Origin of the sequence: Arsenicicoccus piscis (assembly GCF_022568835.1) — a bacterium.
Classification (GTDB): domain Bacteria; phylum Actinomycetota; class Actinomycetes; order Actinomycetales; family Dermatophilaceae; genus Arsenicicoccus; species Arsenicicoccus piscis.
In genome coordinates, this window is the sequence record NZ_JAKZHV010000003.1 from 512,071 (window position 1) to 531,313 (window position 19,243).

Sequence of the window (19,243 nt, forward strand, 5' to 3'; positions counted from 1 at the left end):
CCGTAGCGCGAGGTCGAGGAGTCTCCCTCGCGGGTGCGGATTGGACGCGCGTGTCTCGTTTCGGGTATGCTGGCGCTTTGCGCTGCTCCATGCCCCCTGCCCCCTCAAGCCTCCGGTCGTGCTCCCACGGGTGTCTGACCGACCTCGAGAAGGTTCGCGGGATCGAAGCTGACGCTGACTCATAGCTCCAGGCCCGTGGAAGGACCATCCTTGGCTGCCTCGCGAATCGCGACCCAGACTGTGTCCACTGCTCGTACGGCTTCCGGCCGTCTGTCATTCGCCAAGATCAAGGAGCCTCTCGAGGTTCCCGATCTGCTGGCGCTGCAGACCGAAAGCTTCGACTGGCTGCTCGGCAACGAGCGGTGGCAGGCCCGTGTGGCCGCCGCTAAGGCCGCCGGTCGCAGCGATGTTCCGGAGCGTTCGGGCCTCGAGGAGATCTTCGAGGAGATCTCCCCGATCGAGGACTTCTCGGGGTCGATGTCTCTGTCGTTCCGTAACCACCGCTTCGAGGAGCAGAAGCACTCCATCGAGGAGTGCAAGGAACGCGACATGACCTACTCGGCGCCGCTCTTCGTGACGGCCGAGTTCATGAACACCAACACCGGTGAGATCAAGTCCCAGACCGTCTTCATGGGCGACTTCCCGCTCATGACCGACCGGGGCACCTTCATCATCAACGGCACCGAGCGTGTCGTCGTCTCCCAGCTGGTCCGTAGCCCGGGCGTCTACTTCGAGCGTCAGCTCGACAAGACCTCGGACAAGGACATCTACTCCGCGAAGGTCATCCCGAGCCGTGGTGCGTGGCTCGAGTTCGAGATCGACAAGCGCGACATGGTCGGCGTGCGCGTCGACCGCAAGCGCAAGCAGTCGGTCACGGTGCTCCTCAAGGCGCTCGGCTGGACCGAGGCCCAGATCCTCGAGGAGTTCGGCGAGTACGAGTCGATGCGCCTCACCCTGGAGAAGGACCACACGGCCGGCCAGGACGACGCGCTGCTCGACATCTACCGCAAGCTGCGCCCGGGCGAGCCGCCGACCCGCGAGGCTGCCCAGAACCTCCTGGACAACCTGTACTTCAACCCCAAGCGCTACGACCTGGCCAAGGTCGGTCGCTACAAGATCGACAAGAAGCTCGGCATCGAGGCCGGTCTGGACGAGTCGGTGCTGCGCATCGAGGACATCGTCGCGACCATCAAGTACCTCGTCGCCCTGCACAACGGCGACACGACCCTCCCGGGTCGGCGCAACGGCGAGGACCACGAGATCCGCGTCGAGATCGACGACATCGACCACTTCGGCAACCGTCGCCTGCGCAACGTCGGTGAGCTCATCCAGAACCAGGTCCGCACGGGCCTGTCCCGGATGGAGCGCGTCGTGCGCGAGCGGATGACGACCCAGGACGTCGAGGCCATCACGCCGCAGACCCTGATCAACATCCGCCCGGTCGTCGCCTCGATCCGTGAGTTCTTCGGCACCTCGCAGCTGTCGCAGTTCATGGACCAGAACAACCCGCTCGCCGGGCTGACGCACAAGCGTCGCCTGTCCGCGCTCGGCCCGGGTGGTCTGTCCCGTGACCGCGCCGGCATGGAGGTCCGTGACGTCCACCCGTCGCACTACGGCCGCATGTGCCCGATCGAGACGCCGGAAGGGCCGAACATCGGTCTGATCGGCTCGCTCGCGTCCTACGGTCGGATCAACGCGTTCGGCTTCGTCGAGACGCCGTACCGCAAGGTCAAGGACGGCACCGTCAGCGACGAGGTCGAGTACCTCTCCGCCGACGAGGAGGACGAGTTCGTCATCGCCCAGGCCAACGCGCCGCTGACCGCGGAGGGCCACTTCGCCGAGGAGCGCGTCCTGGTCCGCACCAAGGGCGGCGAGGTCGAGTTCGTCCCCGCGGCCGAGGTCGACTACATGGACGTCTCGGCGCGGCAGATGGTGTCCGCCGCGACCGCGCTCATCCCGTTCCTCGAGCACGACGACGCCAACCGCGCCCTGATGGGCTCGAACATGATGCGTCAGGCCGTGCCGCTGGTGCGCTCGCAGGCGCCGCTCGTCGGCACCGGCATGGAGTACCGCGCCGCGCTCGACTCCGGTGACGTGGTGCTGGCCGAGAAGGCCGGTGTCGTCACCGAGGTCTCCGCGGACCTGGTCACGGTCGCCAACGACGACTCGAGCTACACGACCTACCGCATCGCCAAGTTCACCCGCTCCAACCAGGGCAACTGCTACAACCAGCGCGTCCTGGTCAACTCGGGCGACCGGGTCGAGGCCGGTGGCGTGATCGCCGACGGTCCCGCGACCGACGGTGGCGAGATGGCGCTCGGCAAGAACCTGCTCGTGGCGTTCATGCCGTGGGAGGGCCACAACTACGAGGACGCGATCATCCTCTCCCAACGTCTGGTGCAGGACGACGTCCTCTCCTCGATCCACATCGAGGAGCACGAGGTCGACGCCCGCGACACCAAGCTGGGTGCCGAGGAGATCACGCGCGACATCCCCAACGTCTCCGAGGAGGTCCTGGCGGACCTCGACGAGCGCGGGATCATCCGCATCGGTGCCGAGGTCCGCGACGGCGACCTGCTCGTCGGCAAGGTCACGCCCAAGGGTGAGACCGAGCTGACCCCGGAGGAGCGGCTGCTGCGCGCGATCTTCGGCGAGAAGGCGCGCGAGGTCCGCGACACCTCCCTGAAGGTGCCGCACGGCGAGACCGGCACGGTCATCGGTGTCAAGGTCTTCGACCGCGAGGAGGGCGACGAGCTGCCCCCGGGCGTGAACCAGCTCGTGCGGGTCTACGTCGCCAACAAGCGCAAGATCACCGACGGTGACAAGCTCGCCGGCCGCCACGGCAACAAGGGCGTCATCTCCAAGATCCTGCCGATCGAGGACATGCCCTTCCTCGAGGACGGCACGCCGGTCGACGTCGTGCTCAACCCGCTCGGTGTCCCTGGTCGGATGAACGTCGGTCAGATCCTCGAGATCCACCTCGGCTGGGCTGCGGCCCAGGGCTGGAACATCCCGCCCGAGGCCGAGTGGGCCCAGCTCATCCCGGCGGACGCCCGCGAGGCGGTCCCGGGGCAGCGGGTCGCGACCCCCGTCTTCGACGGTGCGCGCGAGAACGAGATCACCGGTCTGCTCGAGTCCACCAACGTCACCCGTGACGGCGACCGCCTGATCGGCGAGTCCGGCAAGGCTCGGCTCTTCGACGGCCGCTCCGGCGAGCCGTTCCCGGAGCCGGTGTCGGTGGGCTACATGTACATCCTCAAGCTCCACCACCTGGTCGACGACAAGATCCACGCCCGCTCGACCGGCCCGTACTCCATGATCACCCAGCAGCCGCTCGGCGGTAAGGCCCAGTTCGGTGGCCAGCGCTTCGGTGAGATGGAGGTCTGGGCCCTGGAGGCCTACGGCGCCGCCTACACCCTCCAGGAGCTGCTGACGATCAAGTCGGACGACGTCCCCGGCCGGGTGAAGGTCTACGAGGCCATCGTCAAGGGCGAGAACATCCCCGACTCGGGCATCCCGGAGTCCTTCAAGGTGCTTCTCAAGGAGATGCAGTCGCTGTGCCTGAACGTCGAGGTGCTGTCCTCGGACGGCACGACGATCGACATGAAGGAGGGCGACGAGGAGGTCTTCCGGGCCGCCGAGGAGCTCGGTATCGACCTGTCCCGGCGCGAGCCCAGCTCGGTCGAGGAAGTCTAGGCAGACGTCCGGACCCGTCGGCTCACCCCGGCCGGGTCCGGACGCCCAGCCCGTCCGGGCCGCCGCGGCGGCCCCACCTACAAGATCTAAGTCACTACCCACGAAAGTAGGAAGCACGTAGTGCTTGACGTTAACTTCTTCGACGAGCTGCGCATCGGCCTCGCCACCGCGGACGACATCCGCACCTGGAGCCACGGCGAGGTCAAGAAGCCTGAGACGATCAACTACCGCACCCTCAAGCCCGAGAAGGACGGCCTCTTCTGCGAGAAGATCTTCGGCCCGACCCGGGACTGGGAGTGCTACTGCGGCAAGTACAAGCGGGTCCGCTTCAAGGGCATCATCTGCGAGCGCTGCGGCGTCGAGGTCACTCGCGCCAAGGTGCGTCGTGAGCGGATGGGCCACATCGAGCTGGCCGCGCCGGTCACCCACATCTGGTACTTCAAGGGTGTCCCGAGCCGCCTCGGCTACCTGCTCGACCTGGCCCCGAAGGACCTCGAGAAGGTCATCTACTTCGCGGCCTACATGATCACCTCGGTCGACACCGAGGCCCGCCACCGCGACCTGCCGTCGCTCGAGGCGCAGATCGAGGTCGAGAAGAAGGAGCTGGTCAACCGTCGCGACGCCGACGTCGAGGCCCGGGCCAAGAAGCTCGAGACCGATGTCGCCGCGCTCGAGGCCGAGGGTGCCAAGGCTGACGTGAAGCGCAAGGTCAAGGATGGCGCGGAGCGCGAGATGAACGCCATCCGCAAGCGCGCCGACCTGCAGATCGAGCGCCTCGACCAGGTCTGGGACCGGTTCAAGAACCTCAAGGTCCAGGACCTCGAGGGCGACGAGATGCTCTACCGCGAGATGCGGGACCGGTTCGGTCTCTACTTCGAGGGCGGCATGGGCGCTGCGGCGATCCAGAAGCGCCTGGAGACCTTCGACCTGGAGGCCGAGGCCGAGCTGCTGCGCGAGATCATCGCCACCGGCAAGGGTCAGAAGAAGACCCGCGCCCTCAAGCGGCTCAAGGTCGTCACCGCCTTCCAGCAGACGGCCAACAGCCCGATGGGCATGGTTCTCGACTGCGTCCCGGTCATCCCGCCGGACCTGCGCCCCATGGTGCAGCTCGACGGTGGTCGGTTCGCGACCTCGGACCTGAACGACCTCTACCGTCGCGTGATCAACCGCAACAACCGCCTCAAGCGACTCCTGGACCTCGGTGCGCCCGAGATCATCGTCAACAACGAGAAGCGCATGCTTCAGGAGGCCGTCGACGCGCTCTTCGACAACGGCCGCCGTGGTCGCCCGGTCACGGGCCCCGGCAACCGTCCGCTGAAGTCGCTGTCCGACATGCTCAAGGGCAAGCAGGGCCGGTTCCGGCAGAACCTGCTCGGCAAGCGCGTCGACTACTCCGGCCGTTCGGTCATCGTCGTCGGCCCGCAGCTGAAGCTGCACCAGTGCGGTCTGCCCAAGCAGATGGCGCTCGAGCTGTTCAAGCCGTTCGTGATGAAGCGTCTGGTCGACCTCGACCACGCGCAGAACATCAAGTCGGCCAAGCGCATGGTCGAGCGTGCCCGTCCGGTCGTGTGGGACGTCCTCGAAGAGGTCATCACCGAGCACCCCGTGCTGCTGAACCGTGCGCCCACGCTGCACCGCCTCGGCATCCAGGCCTTCGAGCCCCAGCTGGTCGAGGGCAAGGCCATCCAGATCCACCCGCTCGTCTGCACGGCGTTCAACGCCGACTTCGACGGTGACCAGATGGCTGTGCACGTGCCGCTGTCCGCCGAGGCCCAGGCCGAGGCGCGCATCCTGATGCTGTCGAGCAACAACATCCTCAAGCCGGCCGACGGTCGACCGGTGACCATGCCCACCCAGGACATGATCATCGGCCTGTTCCACCTGACGTCCGACCTCGAGGACGGTCTGGGTGCAGGTCGCGCGTTCCGCTCGGCCGCCGAGGCCCGGATGGCATTCGACGCCGGTGAGATCGAGCTCGGCTCGATCGTGAAGATCCGGCTGCAGGACGTCGTGCCGCCGGTCGGCTACAAGCTGCCCGAGGGCAAGGAGCTGCGCCCCGACGGCACCGTCGACAGCCTCACGCTGGAGACCTCGCTCGGCCGGGCGCTGTTCAACCTCACCCTGCCGATGGACTACCCGTTCGTCGACGCCCCGGTGGACAAGAAGCGTCTCTCGGCGATCGTCAACGACCTCGCCGAGCGCTACCCCAAGGTGCAGGTCGCGGCCTCGCTGGACGCGCTGAAGGAGACCGGCTTCTACTGGGCGACCCGTTCGGGCACCACGGTGGCCATCTCCGACGTCGTGACGCCGGCCAACAAGGAGGCCATCCTCGATGGCTACGAGGCCAAGGCCGTCAAGGTCCAGGTGCAGTTCGAGCGCGGTCTGACCACCGACGACGAGCGCCGTCAGGAGCTCATCGAGATCTGGCAGCAGGCGACGAACGAGGTCTCCAAGGAGATGGAGGCCAACTTCCCCCGCCGCAACCCGATCTTCCGGATGGTCAACTCCGGTGCTCGTGGTAACTGGTTCCAGCTGCGTCAGATCGCCGGCATGCGTGGCCTGATGGCCAACCCGAAGGGTGAGATCATCCCGCGGCCCATCAAGGCGAACTTCCGCGAGGGCCTGTCGGTGGTCGAGTTCTTCATCTCGACGCACGGTGCCCGCAAGGGTCTCGCCGACACCGCGCTGCGGACCGCCGACTCGGGCTACCTCACCCGTCGCCTCGTCGACGTGTCGCAGGACGTCATCATCCGTGAGGACGACTGTGGCACCGAGCGCGGCCTGATGATGCCGATCGCGGTGCGCACCGAGTCCGGGGCCCTGCGGGCCCACGACGACGTCGAGTCGTCGGTCTACGCCCGCACGCTCGCGGAGGACGTCGTCGTCGACGGCGAGGTGCTGGCCCAGGCCGGCATCGACCTCGGTGACGTCGTCATCGACCGCCTCGTCGCGGCCGGTGTGGAGCAGGTCCGGGTCCGCTCGGTGCTCACCTGTGAGTCCCGCGTCGGCACCTGTGCCGCGTGCTACGGCCGCTCGCTGGCCACCGGCAAGCTGGTCGACATCGGTGAGGCCGTCGGCATCATCGCGGCCCAGTCCATCGGTGAGCCCGGCACCCAGCTGACGATGCGTACCTTCCACACCGGTGGTGTGGCGGGTGACGACATCACGCAGGGTCTGCCGCGTGTCGTCGAGCTGTTCGAGGCGCGCACCCCCAAGGGTGTCGCCCCGATCGCCGAGGCCACCGGTCGCGTCACGATCGAGGACACCGACAAGGCTCGTCGCATCGTGCTGGTCCCGGACGACGGGTCCGACGAGCACAGCTACCCGGTCTCCAAGCGTGCGCGCCTGCTGGTCGGCGACGGTGACCACATCGCCGTCGGCACCCAGCTCACGCAGGGTGCGATCGACCCGAAGCAGGTCCTGCGCATCCTCGGCCCGCGTGCGGTGCAGATGCACCTCGTGGACCAGGTGCAGGCGGTCTACCGTCAGCAGGGTGTGTCGATCCACGACAAACACATCGAGGTCATCGTCCGGCAGATGCTGCGCCGGGTGACGATCATCGAGGCCGGCGACGCCGAGCTGCTCCCGGGCGAGCTCGCCGAGCGTGGCCGCTTCGAGTCCGAGAACCGTCGCGTCGTCGCGGAGGGTGGCCGTCCGGCCTCGGGTCGTCCCGAGCTGATGGGCATCACCAAGGCGTCGCTGGCGACCGAGTCGTGGCTGTCGGCCGCCTCCTTCCAGGAGACGACCCGCGTCCTGACCGAGGCTGCCATCAGCGCCAAGAGCGACCCGCTGCTCGGCCTGAAGGAGAACGTCATCCTCGGCAAGCTCATCCCGGCCGGTACGGGCCTGCCCCGCTACCGCAACGTCAAGGTCGCTCCCACCGAGGAGGCCAAGGCGGCGATGTACTCCATGCCGGGGTACGAGCAGTTCGACTACACCGCGTTCGGTCCGGGCACGGGTGAGGCGATCCGTCTGGACGACATCACCCTGGGGTTCACCGACCGGGCGTAGCAGGTCATCGAGCCCGACCGGGCGTAGTACCAAAGCACCATCACGGGGCCGTTCCCAGCATCATGGGAGCGGCCCCGTGCTTGTGCCGGCACAACCCCTGACAAGAGCTTTCGCGACGAGCAGGAGATGAGGACGAGGTGGAGCAGGTGACCGCGATCGACCGACCAGCAGACCACAGAGAGGCTGATGGATACGCGTCCTTCCTGGACCGACGCTACTTCGGCGCCCTCGACGGGCTGCGGGCGCTGGCGATCATTGCCGTGATCTGGCACCACACCCGGGTCGAGACCTACGGCGGGCTGTCCGCGGGGGAGTACGGCGTCGACCTGTTCTTCGCGATCAGCGGCTTCCTCATCACCACGCTGCTGCTGCGCGAGCGCCGGGCGAAGGGCCGGATCAGCCTGCGCAACTTCTACGTGCGCCGCACGCTGCGGATCTTCCCGCTCTACTACGCCGTGCTGGCGCTCTACGTGGTGCTCACCTTCGTGCTGCGCCGCGACACCCCGGAGGGGCAGCAGTTCTTCGCCAACCTGCCGGCGTTCGCGACCTATACGAGCAACTGGTTCGTGGACTTCCAGGCCGGGGTCTCGACCACCTTCTACTTCGCCTGGACGCTCGCGACCGAGGAGCAGTTCTACCTGTTCTGGCCCGGGCTGCTGGTGCTGCTGCTCGCGCTGCGGCCGCGCCGGTTGTCGCCGGCGGCGCTGCCGGCGCTGGCCCTGCTGGCCCTGTGCGCCGCGAGCGTCGTGGGCTGGGTGCTGCGCGACCAGGTCGGCTTCGCGGACGCGGCGCTGTGGGTGCGGATCCTGGCGAGCCTGGCCGTCCCCATCCTCTGCGGCGCCCTCCTCGCCCTGGTCGTAGACCGTCCGCGCGGCTACGCGGCCGTCGCGCCGGTGCTCGCGCGGCCGTGGAGCCCGGTGGTCCTGGCCCTCGTCGTGGCCGTCGCCGTCGTCGCCGACCTGCACCGCCAGGCGCTCGGGGTGCTGCTGGCCGTGCTGGTGACCTCGCTGTGCCTGCGCGAGGACGGACCGCTGTTCACCGTGCTCGCGTGGCGACCGCTCAAGGCGATCGGGGTCGTCTCCTACGGCATGTACCTCATGCACATGCTCGCCGTGAACCTGGTCGAGGCGGGGTTGTCCAGGCTCTCGGTGGGCCCCGGGCCGGTGCTGTTCGCGCTCACCCTGCCCGTGGTCTACGTGGCCGCGTATCTGTCCTACCGGTACTTCGAGTCGCCCATCCTGGCGCTCAAGAAGCGGTTCGCCTAGCGGCCTACCACGTCCGGGCGCGCAGGTCGGGGATCTGGGCCGGGATTTGGGGGCGGAGTCCGCCAGGCGGTATCCTTGATTGATGTGTCGTGTCCTGGGTGACCGCACGCGATCAGCTCGGACCGGACGCCGCAACGCGCCTGCGCCCTGGCGGTCGTGAGATCGACCCCCGGACATGTCCCCTTCTGCCTGGCAAACGTCCTCCAGCATGCCTGGAGGCGGGAGTGCGGGGAGGAGCACCATCGGTCGGCTCGCGCCGGGCGATGGCCACACCAAGGAGCCGCGTCCCGGGAGCAACCCCGAGCCGGCCTGACCACGAGACCCACGGAGAATTCGTGCCTACCATCAACCAGCTGGTCCGCAAGGGCCGGGAGGACAAGGTCACCAAGACCAAGACTCCCGCGCTCAAGGGCAGCCCGCAGCGCCGCGGCGTCTGCACGCGTGTCTACACCACCACCCCCAAGAAGCCGAACTCGGCGCTGCGCAAGGTCGCCCGTGTGAAGCTGACCTCCGGCATCGAGGTCACCGCCTACATCCCCGGCGTCGGCCACAACCTGCAGGAGCACTCCATCGTGCTCGTGCGTGGCGGTCGTGTGAAGGACCTCCCCGGCGTGCGCTACAAGATCATCCGTGGCTCGCTCGACACCCAGGGTGTCAAGAACCGCCAGCAGGCGCGCAGCCGCTACGGCGCGAAGAAGGTGAAGAAGTAATGCCTCGTAAGGGCCCTGCTCCCAAGCGTCCCCTCGTCGTCGACCCGGTCTACGGCTCGCCGCTGGTGACCCAGCTCGTCAACAAGATCCTGCTCGACGGCAAGAAGTCCATCGCCGAGCGCATCGTCTACGGCGCCCTCGAGGGCTGCCGCGAGAAGACCGGCACCGACCCGGTCGTCACGCTCAAGCGTGCGCTCGACAACGTGAAGCCGACCCTGGAGGTCAAGTCCCGCCGCGTCGGCGGTGCGACCTACCAGGTGCCGATCGAGGTCAAGCCGGGCCGCGCGACCACGCTGTCGCTGCGCTGGCTCACCGGCTACGCCCGTCAGCGTCGCGAGAAGACGATGACCGAGCGCCTCATGAACGAGATCCTCGACGCGAGCAACGGCCTCGGAGCCGCGGTCAAGCGTCGCGAGGACACCCACAAGATGGCTGAGTCCAACAAGGCCTTCGCGCACTACCGCTGGTAGTCGCCTCGGGTGGTTCGGGACGATCCTCGGGTCGACCCGGACCACCCACCCCGTGGGGCCGCCTGCTGCAGGCGGGGCCCACCTGGCACGGAAGCACCCGTACCACCCGACACGAGAGATGAGTAACTGACGTGGCACTCGACGTCCTCACGGACCTGAGCAAGGTCCGCAACATCGGCATCATGGCTCACATCGATGCTGGCAAGACGACGACGACCGAGCGGATCCTGTTCTACACCGGGATCAACTACAAGATCGGCGAGGTGCACGACGGCGCCGCGACGATGGACTGGATGGAGCAGGAGCAGGAGCGCGGCATCACCATCACGTCCGCCGCGACGACGACCTTCTGGGAAGGCCACCAGATCAACATCATCGACACCCCGGGTCACGTCGACTTCACGGTCGAGGTGGAGCGCTCGCTGCGCGTGCTCGACGGTGCCGTCGCCGTCTTCGACGGCAAGGAGGGCGTCGAGCCCCAGTCCGAGACGGTGTGGCGCCAGGCCGACAAGTACAACGTGCCGCGCATCTGCTTCGTCAACAAGATGGACAAGCTCGGTGCCGACTTCTACTTCACCGTGAAGACCATCGTGGACCGCCTCGGTGTCGAGCCGCTGGTCATGCAGCTGCCGATCGGGTCGGAGAACAACTTCCAGGGCATGGTCGACCTGGTCTACATGCGTGCGCTCACCTGGCGCGGCGAGGTCAAGATCGGTCAGGACTACGAGATCGAGGAGATCCCCGAGGACCTGCGCGAGCAGGCCGAGGAGTACCGCAACAAGCTCGTCGAGCGCGTCGCGGAGTCCGACGAGGAGCTGCTCGAGAAGTACCTGGGCGGCGAGGAGCTGACCCCCGAGGAGATCAAGGGGGCCGTCCGCAAGCTGACGATCGCCGCCGAGGTCTACCCGGTGCTTTGCGGCTCCGCGTTCAAGAACAAGGGCGTCCAGCCCATGCTCGACGCGGTCGTCGACTACCTCCCCTCGCCCCTCGACGTCCCGGCCGTGCAGGCCCACGACGCCAAGGACGAGGAGGTCATCGTCGAGCGTCACCCCGACGCGACCGAGCCGTTCGCGGCCCTCGCGTTCAAGGTGATGAGCCACCCGTTCTTCGGGCGTCTCACCTACGTGCGTGTCTACTCCGGCGAGGTCGCCTCCGGCACCCAGATCGTCAACTCCACCAAGGGCAAGAAGGAGCGCGTCGGGAAGCTCTTCCAGATGCACTCCAACAAGGAGAACCCGGTCGAGAAGGCGTCCGCCGGCCACATCTACGCGATGATCGGCCTCAAGGACACCACCACCGGTGACACCCTGTCCGACCCGGCGCACCCCGTGCTGCTCGAGTCGATGTCCTTCCCGGAGCCGGTCATCCACGTGGCCATCGAGCCCAAGACCAAGGGTGACCAGGAGAAGCTCTCCACGGCGATCCAGAAGCTCGCCGAGGAGGACCCGACCTTCACCGTCCGCCTGGACGAGGAGACCGGCCAGACCGTCATCGGCGGTATGGGCGAGCTCCACCTCGACATCCTCGTCGACCGCATGCGGCGCGAGTTCAAGGTCGAGGCCAACGTGGGCAAGCCGCAGGTCGCCTACCGCGAGACCATCCGTCGGTCGGTCGAGAAGTTCGACTACACCCACAAGAAGCAGACCGGTGGGTCGGGCCAGTACGCCAAGATCCAGGTGTCCTTCGAGCCGCTGGACACCGCCGAGGGCAAGCTGTACGAGTTCGAGAACAAGGTCACCGGTGGCCGCGTCCCGCGCGAGTACATCCCCTCGGTCGAGCACGGCATCGAGGAGGCCATGCACCAGGGTGTCCTCGCGGGCTACCCGATGGTCGGCGTCAAGGCGATCCTGCTCGACGGTGCGGCGCACGACGTCGACTCCTCGGAGATGGCGTTCAAGATCGCCGGCTCGATGGCCTTCAAGGAGGCCTCCCGCAAGGCCGACCCGGCCCTGCTCGAGCCGATGATGTCCGTCGAGGTCCGCACCCCTGAGGACTACATGGGCGACGTCATCGGTGACCTCAACTCCCGCCGTGGCCAGATCCAGGCCATGGAGGACATCAGCGGCGCGAAGGTCGTGCGTGCGCTGGTCCCGCTGTCCGAGATGTTCGGCTACGTCGGTGACCTGCGCTCCAAGACCCAGGGCCGCGCCAACTACACCATGCAGTTCGACTCCTACGCCGAGGTCCCGCGGACCGTGGCCGAGGAGATCATCAAGAAGACCCGAGGCGAGTAACCGATTCGGTGAGTCTGGCGCACACGCGCTAGACTCACGGATTGCGTCTCAATCAGCATTACCCCACCAGACGACGCCACGTCCTGCTTGGTCGTACGGCGTAACACCAGACAAGTCCTGAGGAGGACCCCAAGTGGCGAAGGCGAAGTTCGAGCGGACCAAGCCGCACGTCAACATCGGCACCATTGGTCACATCGACCACGGTAAGACGACGCTGACGGCTGCGATCTCGAAGGTTCTGCACGACAAGTACCCGGACCTCAACCCCTTCACGCCGTTCGACGAGATCGACAAGGCGCCGGAGGAGAAGCAGCGCGGTATCACGATCTCCATCGCGCACATCGAGTACCAGACGGAGTCGCGTCACTACGCGCACGTCGACTGCCCGGGTCACGCGGACTACGTGAAGAACATGATCACCGGTGCGGCTCAGATGGACGGCGCGATCCTCGTGGTCGCCGCCACCGACGGCCCGATGCCGCAGACGAAGGAGCACGTCCTCCTGGCCCGCCAGGTCGGCGTTCCCTACATCGTCGTGGCGCTCAACAAGGCCGACATGGTCGACGACGAGGAGATCATGGAGCTCGTCGAGATGGAGGTCCGCGAGCTGCTGTCCTCCTACGAGTTCCCGGGCGACGACCTCCCGGTTGTCAAGGTCTCGGCGCTCAAGGCGCTCGAGGGTGACGCGGAGTGGGGCCAGTCGGTCCTCGACCTGCTGTCCGCCGTCGACGAGTACATCCCCCAGCCCGAGCGCGACATCGACAAGCCGTTCCTGATGCCCGTGGAGGACGTCTTCACCATCACCGGTCGCGGCACCGTCGTCACCGGTCGTATCGAGCGCGGCATCCTCAAGGTCAACGAGGAGGTCGAGATCGTGGGCATCCACGACAAGTCCTCCAAGACGACCGTCACCGGCATCGAGATGTTCCGCAAGCTGCTCGACGAGGGTCGTGCGGGCGAGAACGTCGGTCTGCTGCTCCGCGGCATCAAGCGCGAGGACGTCGAGCGCGGCCAGGTCGTGTGCAAGCCGGGTTCGATCACCCCGCACACCGAGTTCGAGGGCTCTGTCTACATCCTGTCCAAGGACGAGGGTGGCCGGCACACGCCGTTCTACGACAACTACCGTCCCCAGTTCTACTTCCGCACCACGGACGTGACTGGTGTCGTGCACCTGCCCGAGGGCACCGAGATGGTCATGCCCGGCGACAACACCGAGATGAAGGTCGACCTCATCCAGCCCATCGCCATGGAGGAGGGCCTCAAGTTCGCCATCCGTGAGGGTGGTCGGACGGTCGGTGCCGGTCGCGTCACCAAGATCATCAAGTGAGCTGACGCCGGTCCACCGGCATCGCGCACTCGAAGGGCCCCGGCCTCGAAGCACCTGCTTCGGGCCGGGGCCCTTCGGCGTGCCGCGGACGTGTCGAAGGCGTGGTGGGCCGTGCCAGGATGGACCCGTGCGCCCGTCCGTCTTCGATCGCCTCGTCCGGCCCACGCTCTACCAGACCCACGGCGGGGACGCCGAGCGGGTGCACGAGCGCACCTTGGCGCTGCTGGCCGGCGCCGGTCGGACCGCTGCCGGTGCGCAGGCGCTGGAGCAGGTGCGCCGGCGCACCCTCGTCCCCGACCCGGTGCGGGTCTTCGGGATCGACTTCCCCAACCGCGTGGGCCTCGCGGCCGGCATGGACAAGAACGGTAGAGCCCTGCCCGCCTGGGGTGCGCTCGGGTTCGGTCACGTCGAGGTCGGCACGGTCACGGCCCGACCGCAGCCCGGCAACGACCGGCCGCGCATGTTCGCCCTCGACGCCAGCGACGGCGTGCTCAACCGGATGGGCTTCAACAACGAGGGCGCCGACGCCCTGGCCCGCCGGCTGCAGCAGGCTCGCCCCGGATACCCGATCGGGATCTCGCTCGGCAAGTCCAAGGTGACCCCGCTCGCGCAGGCCACCGAGGACTACCTCACCAGCCTGCGACAGCTGCACCGCTACGCCGACTACGTCGCCATCAACGTCTCCTCGCCCAACACCCCGGGCCTGCGCAGCCTGCAGGACGGCGCCGCCCTCGACGAGCTGCTGCAGGCGCTCGTGGGGCAGACCCGGTCCCTCGCGGCGGCCGGCGGCCGGGCCCCCGTCCCCGTGCTGGTCAAGGTGGCCCCCGACCTCACCGACGCGGCCCTCGCCGAGCTGCTCGCGGTCTGCGTAGACCGTGGGGTCGCCGGGATCATCGCCACCAACACGACCCTGGCCCGGGACGGCCTCGCACCGGCCGACGCCCACCTCGGCGGCGAGCCCGGGGGAGTGTCCGGGGCGCCGCTGCGCGCTCGGGCGCTGGAGGTCGTGCGGTTCGTCGCCCGCGAGAGCGGACCCGCGCTGCCGATCATCGGTGTCGGCGGCATCGGCGCGCCCGAGCACGCCCGCGCGATGCTCGACGCCGGTGCGTCGCTCGTCCAGGTCTACTCGGCGCTGGCGCTGCACGGCCCCGGTGTGGTGCATCGCATCGCCCGTGGCCTCGCCGCGGACCCGGCCTTCGGCTAGGGTCCGACCATGGAGCTCGGATCCTTCCAGACCCTCGTCGTCGAGCAGGACGGGCCCTCGCTCGTCGTGACCATCAACCGGCCCGAGGCGCTCAACGCCCTCGCTGCCGCCGTGGTGCGTGATCTCGCGGCCCTGCTCGACGCGGTCGAGCCCCGGCTCGGCCCCGCGGTGGGGTGGCCGGTGCGCGGCGTCATCATCACCGGCGCGGGGGACCGGGCCTTCGTCGCCGGGGCGGACATCGTCGAGATGGTCGAGCTGAGCGCCGAGCAGGGCGAGGAGTACTCCCGGGCCATGCAGGCGGTCACGCTGCGGCTCGAGGCGCTGCCGGTGCCGGTGATCGCGGCAGTCGACGGCTTCGCCCTCGGCGGCGGGTGCGAGCTCGCGATGGCGTGCGACTGGATCTACGCGTCGGCGGCGTCGCGGTTCGGCCAGCCGGAGGTCAAGCTCGGCCTGGTCCCGGGCTTCGGCGGCAGCGTCCGGCTGACCCGGCGGGTCGGCATCGCCCTCGCGCGCGAGCTGATCTGCACCGGCCGGATGCTCAAGGCCGCCGAGGCGCACCGCACCGGCCTGGTCAACCAGGTCCTCGAGGACGGCGACGCCACGCTCGCCGCCGCCAAGCAGACCATCACCGAGATCGCCGCGACCTCGCCCACCGCCGTCGCGTCCGCCAAGGCGCTGATCAACGAGGTCGCCACCCTCGACGTCGCCGCCGGCCTCGACCGCGAGGCCGTCGCCTTCCACGCCGCCTTCGAGACCGAGGACAAGGTCGAGGGCGTGCGTGCCTTCGTCGCCAAGGACCAGCCCACCTTCCCGGGCCGCTGAGCCCCCAAGGGCCCCGAGGGAACGTCACGGCGAGTCAGGGCAGGGCAGGGCAGGGGCAGCGCACCAGCCCCCTCGATTTGGAGCGACGCGGGGGTCTCTGGCAGACTTGTCAGGTTGCTTGTCGCGTGGTGTGAGCCCCATGCTCGCCCACCGTCCCTCGCGAGAGGTTACTAGCACCTCGGCTCCGGCCGACGGATCTGGTGCCTGCGCGTGGGGAGCGGCAGGCCCGATCCAGCCGGATCCCTCTCGACCATCGCACGATCGGTCCACCTGCGTGGGCTGATTCGTGCCGCGAAGCGGGCGCGACACGCCCGACCGCGGGGGTCGGGGGCATGGCCGGATCGGCCAGGAACTTCACGATTCACGACGAGAGAGAGTCAGACGAGCGATGGCGGGACAGAAGATCCGCATCCGACTGAAGTCGTATGACCACGAGGTCATCGACAGCTCGGCGCGCAAGATTGTCGACACGGTCACCCGTGCCGGTGCCACCGTGGTCGGCCCCGTGCCGCTGCCGACGGAGAAGAACGTCTTCGTGGTTATCCGGTCGCCCCACAAGTACAAGGACAGCCGCGAGCACTTCGAGATGCGCACCCACAAGCGCCTCATCGACATCATCGACCCGACCCCCAAGGCGGTCGACTCCTTGATGCGTCTCGACCTGCCGGCGGACGTCAACATCGAGATCAAGCTCTAAGGGGAGTTTCACATCATGGCTACCTCTAAGAACGTCACCGGTCTCCTGGGCGAGAAGCTCGGGATGACCCAGGTCTGGGACGCCGACAACCGGCTCGTCCCGGTCACCGTCATCAAGGCCGGCCCCTGCGTCGTGACCCAGGTCCGCGCGGGCGACAAGGACGGCTACGAGGCCGTGCAGATCGCCTTCGGCGAGATCGACCCGCGCAAGGTCAACCAGCCGATGACCGGTCACTTCGAGAAGGCCGGCGTGTCGCCGCGCCGCCACATCGTCGAGCTGCGCACCGCGAACGCCGCGGACTACGCCGTCGGCCAGGAGATCACCGCGGAGGCCTTCGAGGCCGGCACGGCGGTCGACGTGGTCGGCACGACCAAGGGCAAGGGCTTCGCGGGCGTCATGAAGCGTCACGGCTTCAAGGGCGTCTCGTCCTCCCACGGTGCGCACCGCAACCACCGCAAGCCCGGCTCGATCGGTGGCTGCTCCACCCCGGGCCGCGTCTTCAAGGGTCTGCGCATGGCCGGCCGCATGGGCGGCGTCCGCCAGACCACCCAGAACCTGCAGATCCACGCCGTGGACGCTGACAAGGGCCTGATCGTCGTCAAGGGTGCCGTTCCCGGTCCCCGCGGTGGCCTCGTCCTCGTGCGCACGGCCGCCAAGGGGGCCTGAACCCGATGACGACCATCGACATCGTCGACCTGTCCGGTGCCACGAACGGCACCGTCGAGCTGCCCGCCGAGATCTTCGACGTGCAGACCAACGTCCCGCTGATCCACCAGGTTGTGGTGGCCCAGCTCGCCGCTGCGCGCCAGGGCACGCACGCCACCAAGACCCGCGGCGACGTCCGCGGCGGTGGCGCCAAGCCCTACCGCCAGAAGGGCACCGGCCGCGCCCGTCAGGGCTCGACCCGTGCGCCGCAGTTCACCGGTGGTGGCGTGGTCCACGGCCCCCAGCCGCGTGACTACAGCCAGCGGACGCCCAAGAAGATGAAAGCGGCTGCCCTGCGCGGCGCCCTGTCCGACCGCGCCCGCGGCGGCCGCGTCCACGTGGTGGCCGGCTTCGCGGCGGACGTGCCGTCGACCAAGGCTGCTGCGTCGCTGCTCGGTGGCCTGACCGAGCGCCCGAACCTGCTCGTCGTCCTCGACCGTGAGGACACGGCCGGCTGGGCCTCGGTGCGCAACATCGCCAGCGTCCACGCCCTCGTGGCGGACCAGCTCAACACCTACGACGTGCTGTGCGCCGACGACGTGGTCTTCACCCAGGCCGCCCTCGAGTCCTTCGTGTCCCGGGGCAAGGCCGACGCCAAGGAGGACACCAAGTGAGCACGGTCAAGGACCCCCGCGACATCCTGGTCGCGCCGGTCGTCTCGGAGAAGTCGTACGGCCTGATGGACGAGGGCAAGTACACCTTCGTCGTCGACCCGCGCGCCAACAAGACCGAGATCAAGATCGCCATCGAGGAGATCTTCAAGGTCAAGGTCGCGTCGGTGCACACGCTCAACCGCCAGGGCAAGACCCGTCGTACGCGGTTCGGCATCGGCAAGCGTAAGGACACCAAGCGCGCGATCGTCACCCTCAAGGAAGGGTCGATCGACATCTTCGGAGGAGCCGGCGCCTGAGCCGGGACCGAGGACTGACGAGACTCTAGGGAAGACAACATGGGTATCCGTAAGTACAAGCCCACGACGCCGGGTCGTCGTGGCTCGAGCGTGGCGGACTTCGTCGAGGTCACGCGTAGCACGCCCGAGAAGTCTCTGGTGCGCCCGCTGCCGAAGACCGGTGGCCGCAACAACCAGGGCCGTATCACCACGCGCCACATCGGCGGTGGCCACAAGCGTGCCTACCGCGTCATCGACTTCCGTCGCCATGACAAGGACGGCGTGCCGGCGAAGGTCGCGCACATCGAGTACGACCCCAACCGCACCGCGCGCATCGCGCTGCTGCACTACGCGGACGGCGAGAAGCGCTACATCCTGGCCCCCAACCGGCTGAGCCAGGGCGACCGCATCGAGAACGGCCCCGGCGCCGACATCAAGCCGGGCAACAACCTCCCGATGCGCAACATCCCCGTCGGTACGGTCATCCACGCCATCGAGCTGCGTCCCGGTGGCGGTGCGAAGATCGCCCGCTCCGCCGGTGCCCGTGTCCAGCTCGTCGCCAAGGACGGCCCCTACGCCCAGCTGCGTATGCCCTCCGGCGAGATCCGCAACGTCGACCTGCGCTGCCGCGCGACGATCGGTGAGGTCGGTAACGCCGAGCAGAGCAACATCAACTGGGGCAAGGCCGGCCGCATGCGCTGGAAGGGCAAGCGCCCCACGGTGCGCGGTGTGGCCATGAACCCGATCGACCACCCGCACGGTGGTGGCGAGGGCAAGACGTCCGGTGGTCGTCACCCGGTGAGCCCCTGGGGCCAGCCGGAGGGCCGCACCCGCAAGCCGGGCAAGCCGAGCGACAAGCTCATCGTCCGTCGTCGTCGTACTGGCAAGAAGCGCTGATAGGAGCCTTTGGACATGCCTCGTAGCCTGAAGAAGGGCCCCTTCATCGACGACCACCTGCAGAAGAAGGTGGACGCCGCGAACGAAGCGGGCAGCAAGAACGTCATCAAGACCTGGTCGCGTCGTTCGGTCATCGCACCGGACTTCCTGGGTCACACCTTCGCCGTCCACGACGGTCGCAAGCACGTCCCGGTGTTCGTCACCGAGTCGATGGTCGGCCACAAGCTCGGCGAGTTCGCCCCCACCCGGACCTTCAAGGGTCACGTGAAGGACGACAAGAAGGGTCGTCGTCGCTGATGGCCAACAACGACAAGGA

Annotated in this window: 15 protein-coding genes; all 15 read left to right on the forward strand. The window is 68.0% G+C overall.

The features are described from left to right. Positions 1-210 precede the first annotated feature (210 nt). The 15 genes from rpoB to rpsS all read left to right on the forward strand — a co-directional run bounded on the left by rpoB (position 211) and on the right by rpsS (position 19,224). Complete coding sequence (rpoB, locus tag MM440_RS08275) at positions 211-3,696, forward strand: DNA-directed RNA polymerase subunit beta (RefSeq protein ID WP_241443827.1); 3,486 nt, start codon at positions 211-213, stop codon at positions 3,694-3,696. A gap of 120 nt (positions 3,697-3,816) precedes the next feature. Next, entirely contained in the window at positions 3,817-7,707 is a 3,891-nt protein-coding gene (locus tag MM440_RS08280; protein WP_241443828.1) for a DNA-directed RNA polymerase subunit beta', read from the forward strand. Between the two features lie 146 nt (positions 7,708-7,853). Continuing rightward, positions 7,854-8,972 carry an acyltransferase family protein gene (locus MM440_RS08285; protein WP_241443829.1) on the forward strand — a complete coding sequence of 373 codons (1,119 nt, stop codon included), beginning with the start codon at positions 7,854-7,856 and terminating at the stop codon, positions 8,970-8,972. Positions 8,973-9,307: 335 nt separating this feature from the next. Beyond that, entirely contained in the window at positions 9,308-9,682 is a 375-nt protein-coding gene (gene rpsL / locus MM440_RS08290) for a 30S ribosomal protein S12 (RefSeq protein WP_241443830.1), read from the forward strand. Next, positions 9,682-10,152 carry a 30S ribosomal protein S7 gene (gene rpsG, locus MM440_RS08295; RefSeq protein WP_241443831.1) on the forward strand — a complete coding sequence of 157 codons (471 nt, stop codon included), beginning with the start codon at positions 9,682-9,684 and terminating at the stop codon, positions 10,150-10,152. The genes rpsL and rpsG overlap by 1 nt, the downstream gene beginning before the upstream one ends. A 131-nt stretch (positions 10,153-10,283) precedes the next feature. Next, positions 10,284-12,386, forward strand: a complete 2,103-nt coding sequence (fusA, locus tag MM440_RS08300; protein ID WP_241443832.1) for an elongation factor G — start codon at positions 10,284-10,286, stop codon at positions 12,384-12,386. Positions 12,387-12,519: 133 nt separating this feature from the next. Next, positions 12,520-13,713 (forward strand): elongation factor Tu, encoded by a 1,194-nt coding sequence (tuf, locus tag MM440_RS08305; protein ID WP_241443833.1) that lies wholly within the window; start codon positions 12,520-12,522, stop codon positions 13,711-13,713. Between the two features lie 127 nt (positions 13,714-13,840). Continuing rightward, positions 13,841-14,917 (forward strand): quinone-dependent dihydroorotate dehydrogenase, encoded by a 1,077-nt coding sequence (locus tag MM440_RS08310; RefSeq protein WP_241443834.1) that lies wholly within the window; start codon positions 13,841-13,843, stop codon positions 14,915-14,917. 9 nt (positions 14,918-14,926) lie between these two features. Next, positions 14,927-15,739: an enoyl-CoA hydratase/isomerase family protein gene (locus MM440_RS08315; protein ID WP_241443835.1), complete on the forward strand. Its 813-nt coding sequence runs from the start codon at positions 14,927-14,929 to the stop codon at positions 15,737-15,739. 388 nt (positions 15,740-16,127) lie between these two features. Next, a complete protein-coding gene (gene rpsJ / locus MM440_RS08320; protein ID WP_019146773.1) occupies positions 16,128-16,436 on the forward strand; it encodes a 30S ribosomal protein S10 in 309 nt (102 codons plus the stop codon). Positions 16,437-16,451: 15 nt separating this feature from the next. After that, the gene (gene rplC, locus MM440_RS08325; RefSeq protein ID WP_241443836.1) at positions 16,452-17,102 is read left to right on the forward strand and encodes a 50S ribosomal protein L3; all 651 of its coding nucleotides are present in this window, start codon (positions 16,452-16,454) and stop codon (positions 17,100-17,102) included. 5 nt (positions 17,103-17,107) lie between these two features. After that, positions 17,108-17,755 carry a 50S ribosomal protein L4 gene (rplD, locus tag MM440_RS08330; RefSeq protein ID WP_241443837.1) on the forward strand — a complete coding sequence of 216 codons (648 nt, stop codon included), beginning with the start codon at positions 17,108-17,110 and terminating at the stop codon, positions 17,753-17,755. Continuing rightward, positions 17,752-18,051: a 50S ribosomal protein L23 gene (gene rplW, locus MM440_RS08335; protein ID WP_241443838.1), complete on the forward strand. Its 300-nt coding sequence runs from the start codon at positions 17,752-17,754 to the stop codon at positions 18,049-18,051. The genes rplD and rplW overlap by 4 nt, the downstream gene beginning before the upstream one ends. Positions 18,052-18,090: 39 nt before the next feature. Next, complete coding sequence (gene rplB / locus MM440_RS08340; RefSeq protein WP_241443839.1) at positions 18,091-18,927, forward strand: 50S ribosomal protein L2; 837 nt, start codon at positions 18,091-18,093, stop codon at positions 18,925-18,927. A 15-nt stretch (positions 18,928-18,942) separates the two neighbouring features. Further along, entirely contained in the window at positions 18,943-19,224 is a 282-nt protein-coding gene (gene rpsS, locus MM440_RS08345) for a 30S ribosomal protein S19 (protein ID WP_241443840.1), read from the forward strand. Positions 19,225-19,243: the final 19 nt, after the last annotated feature.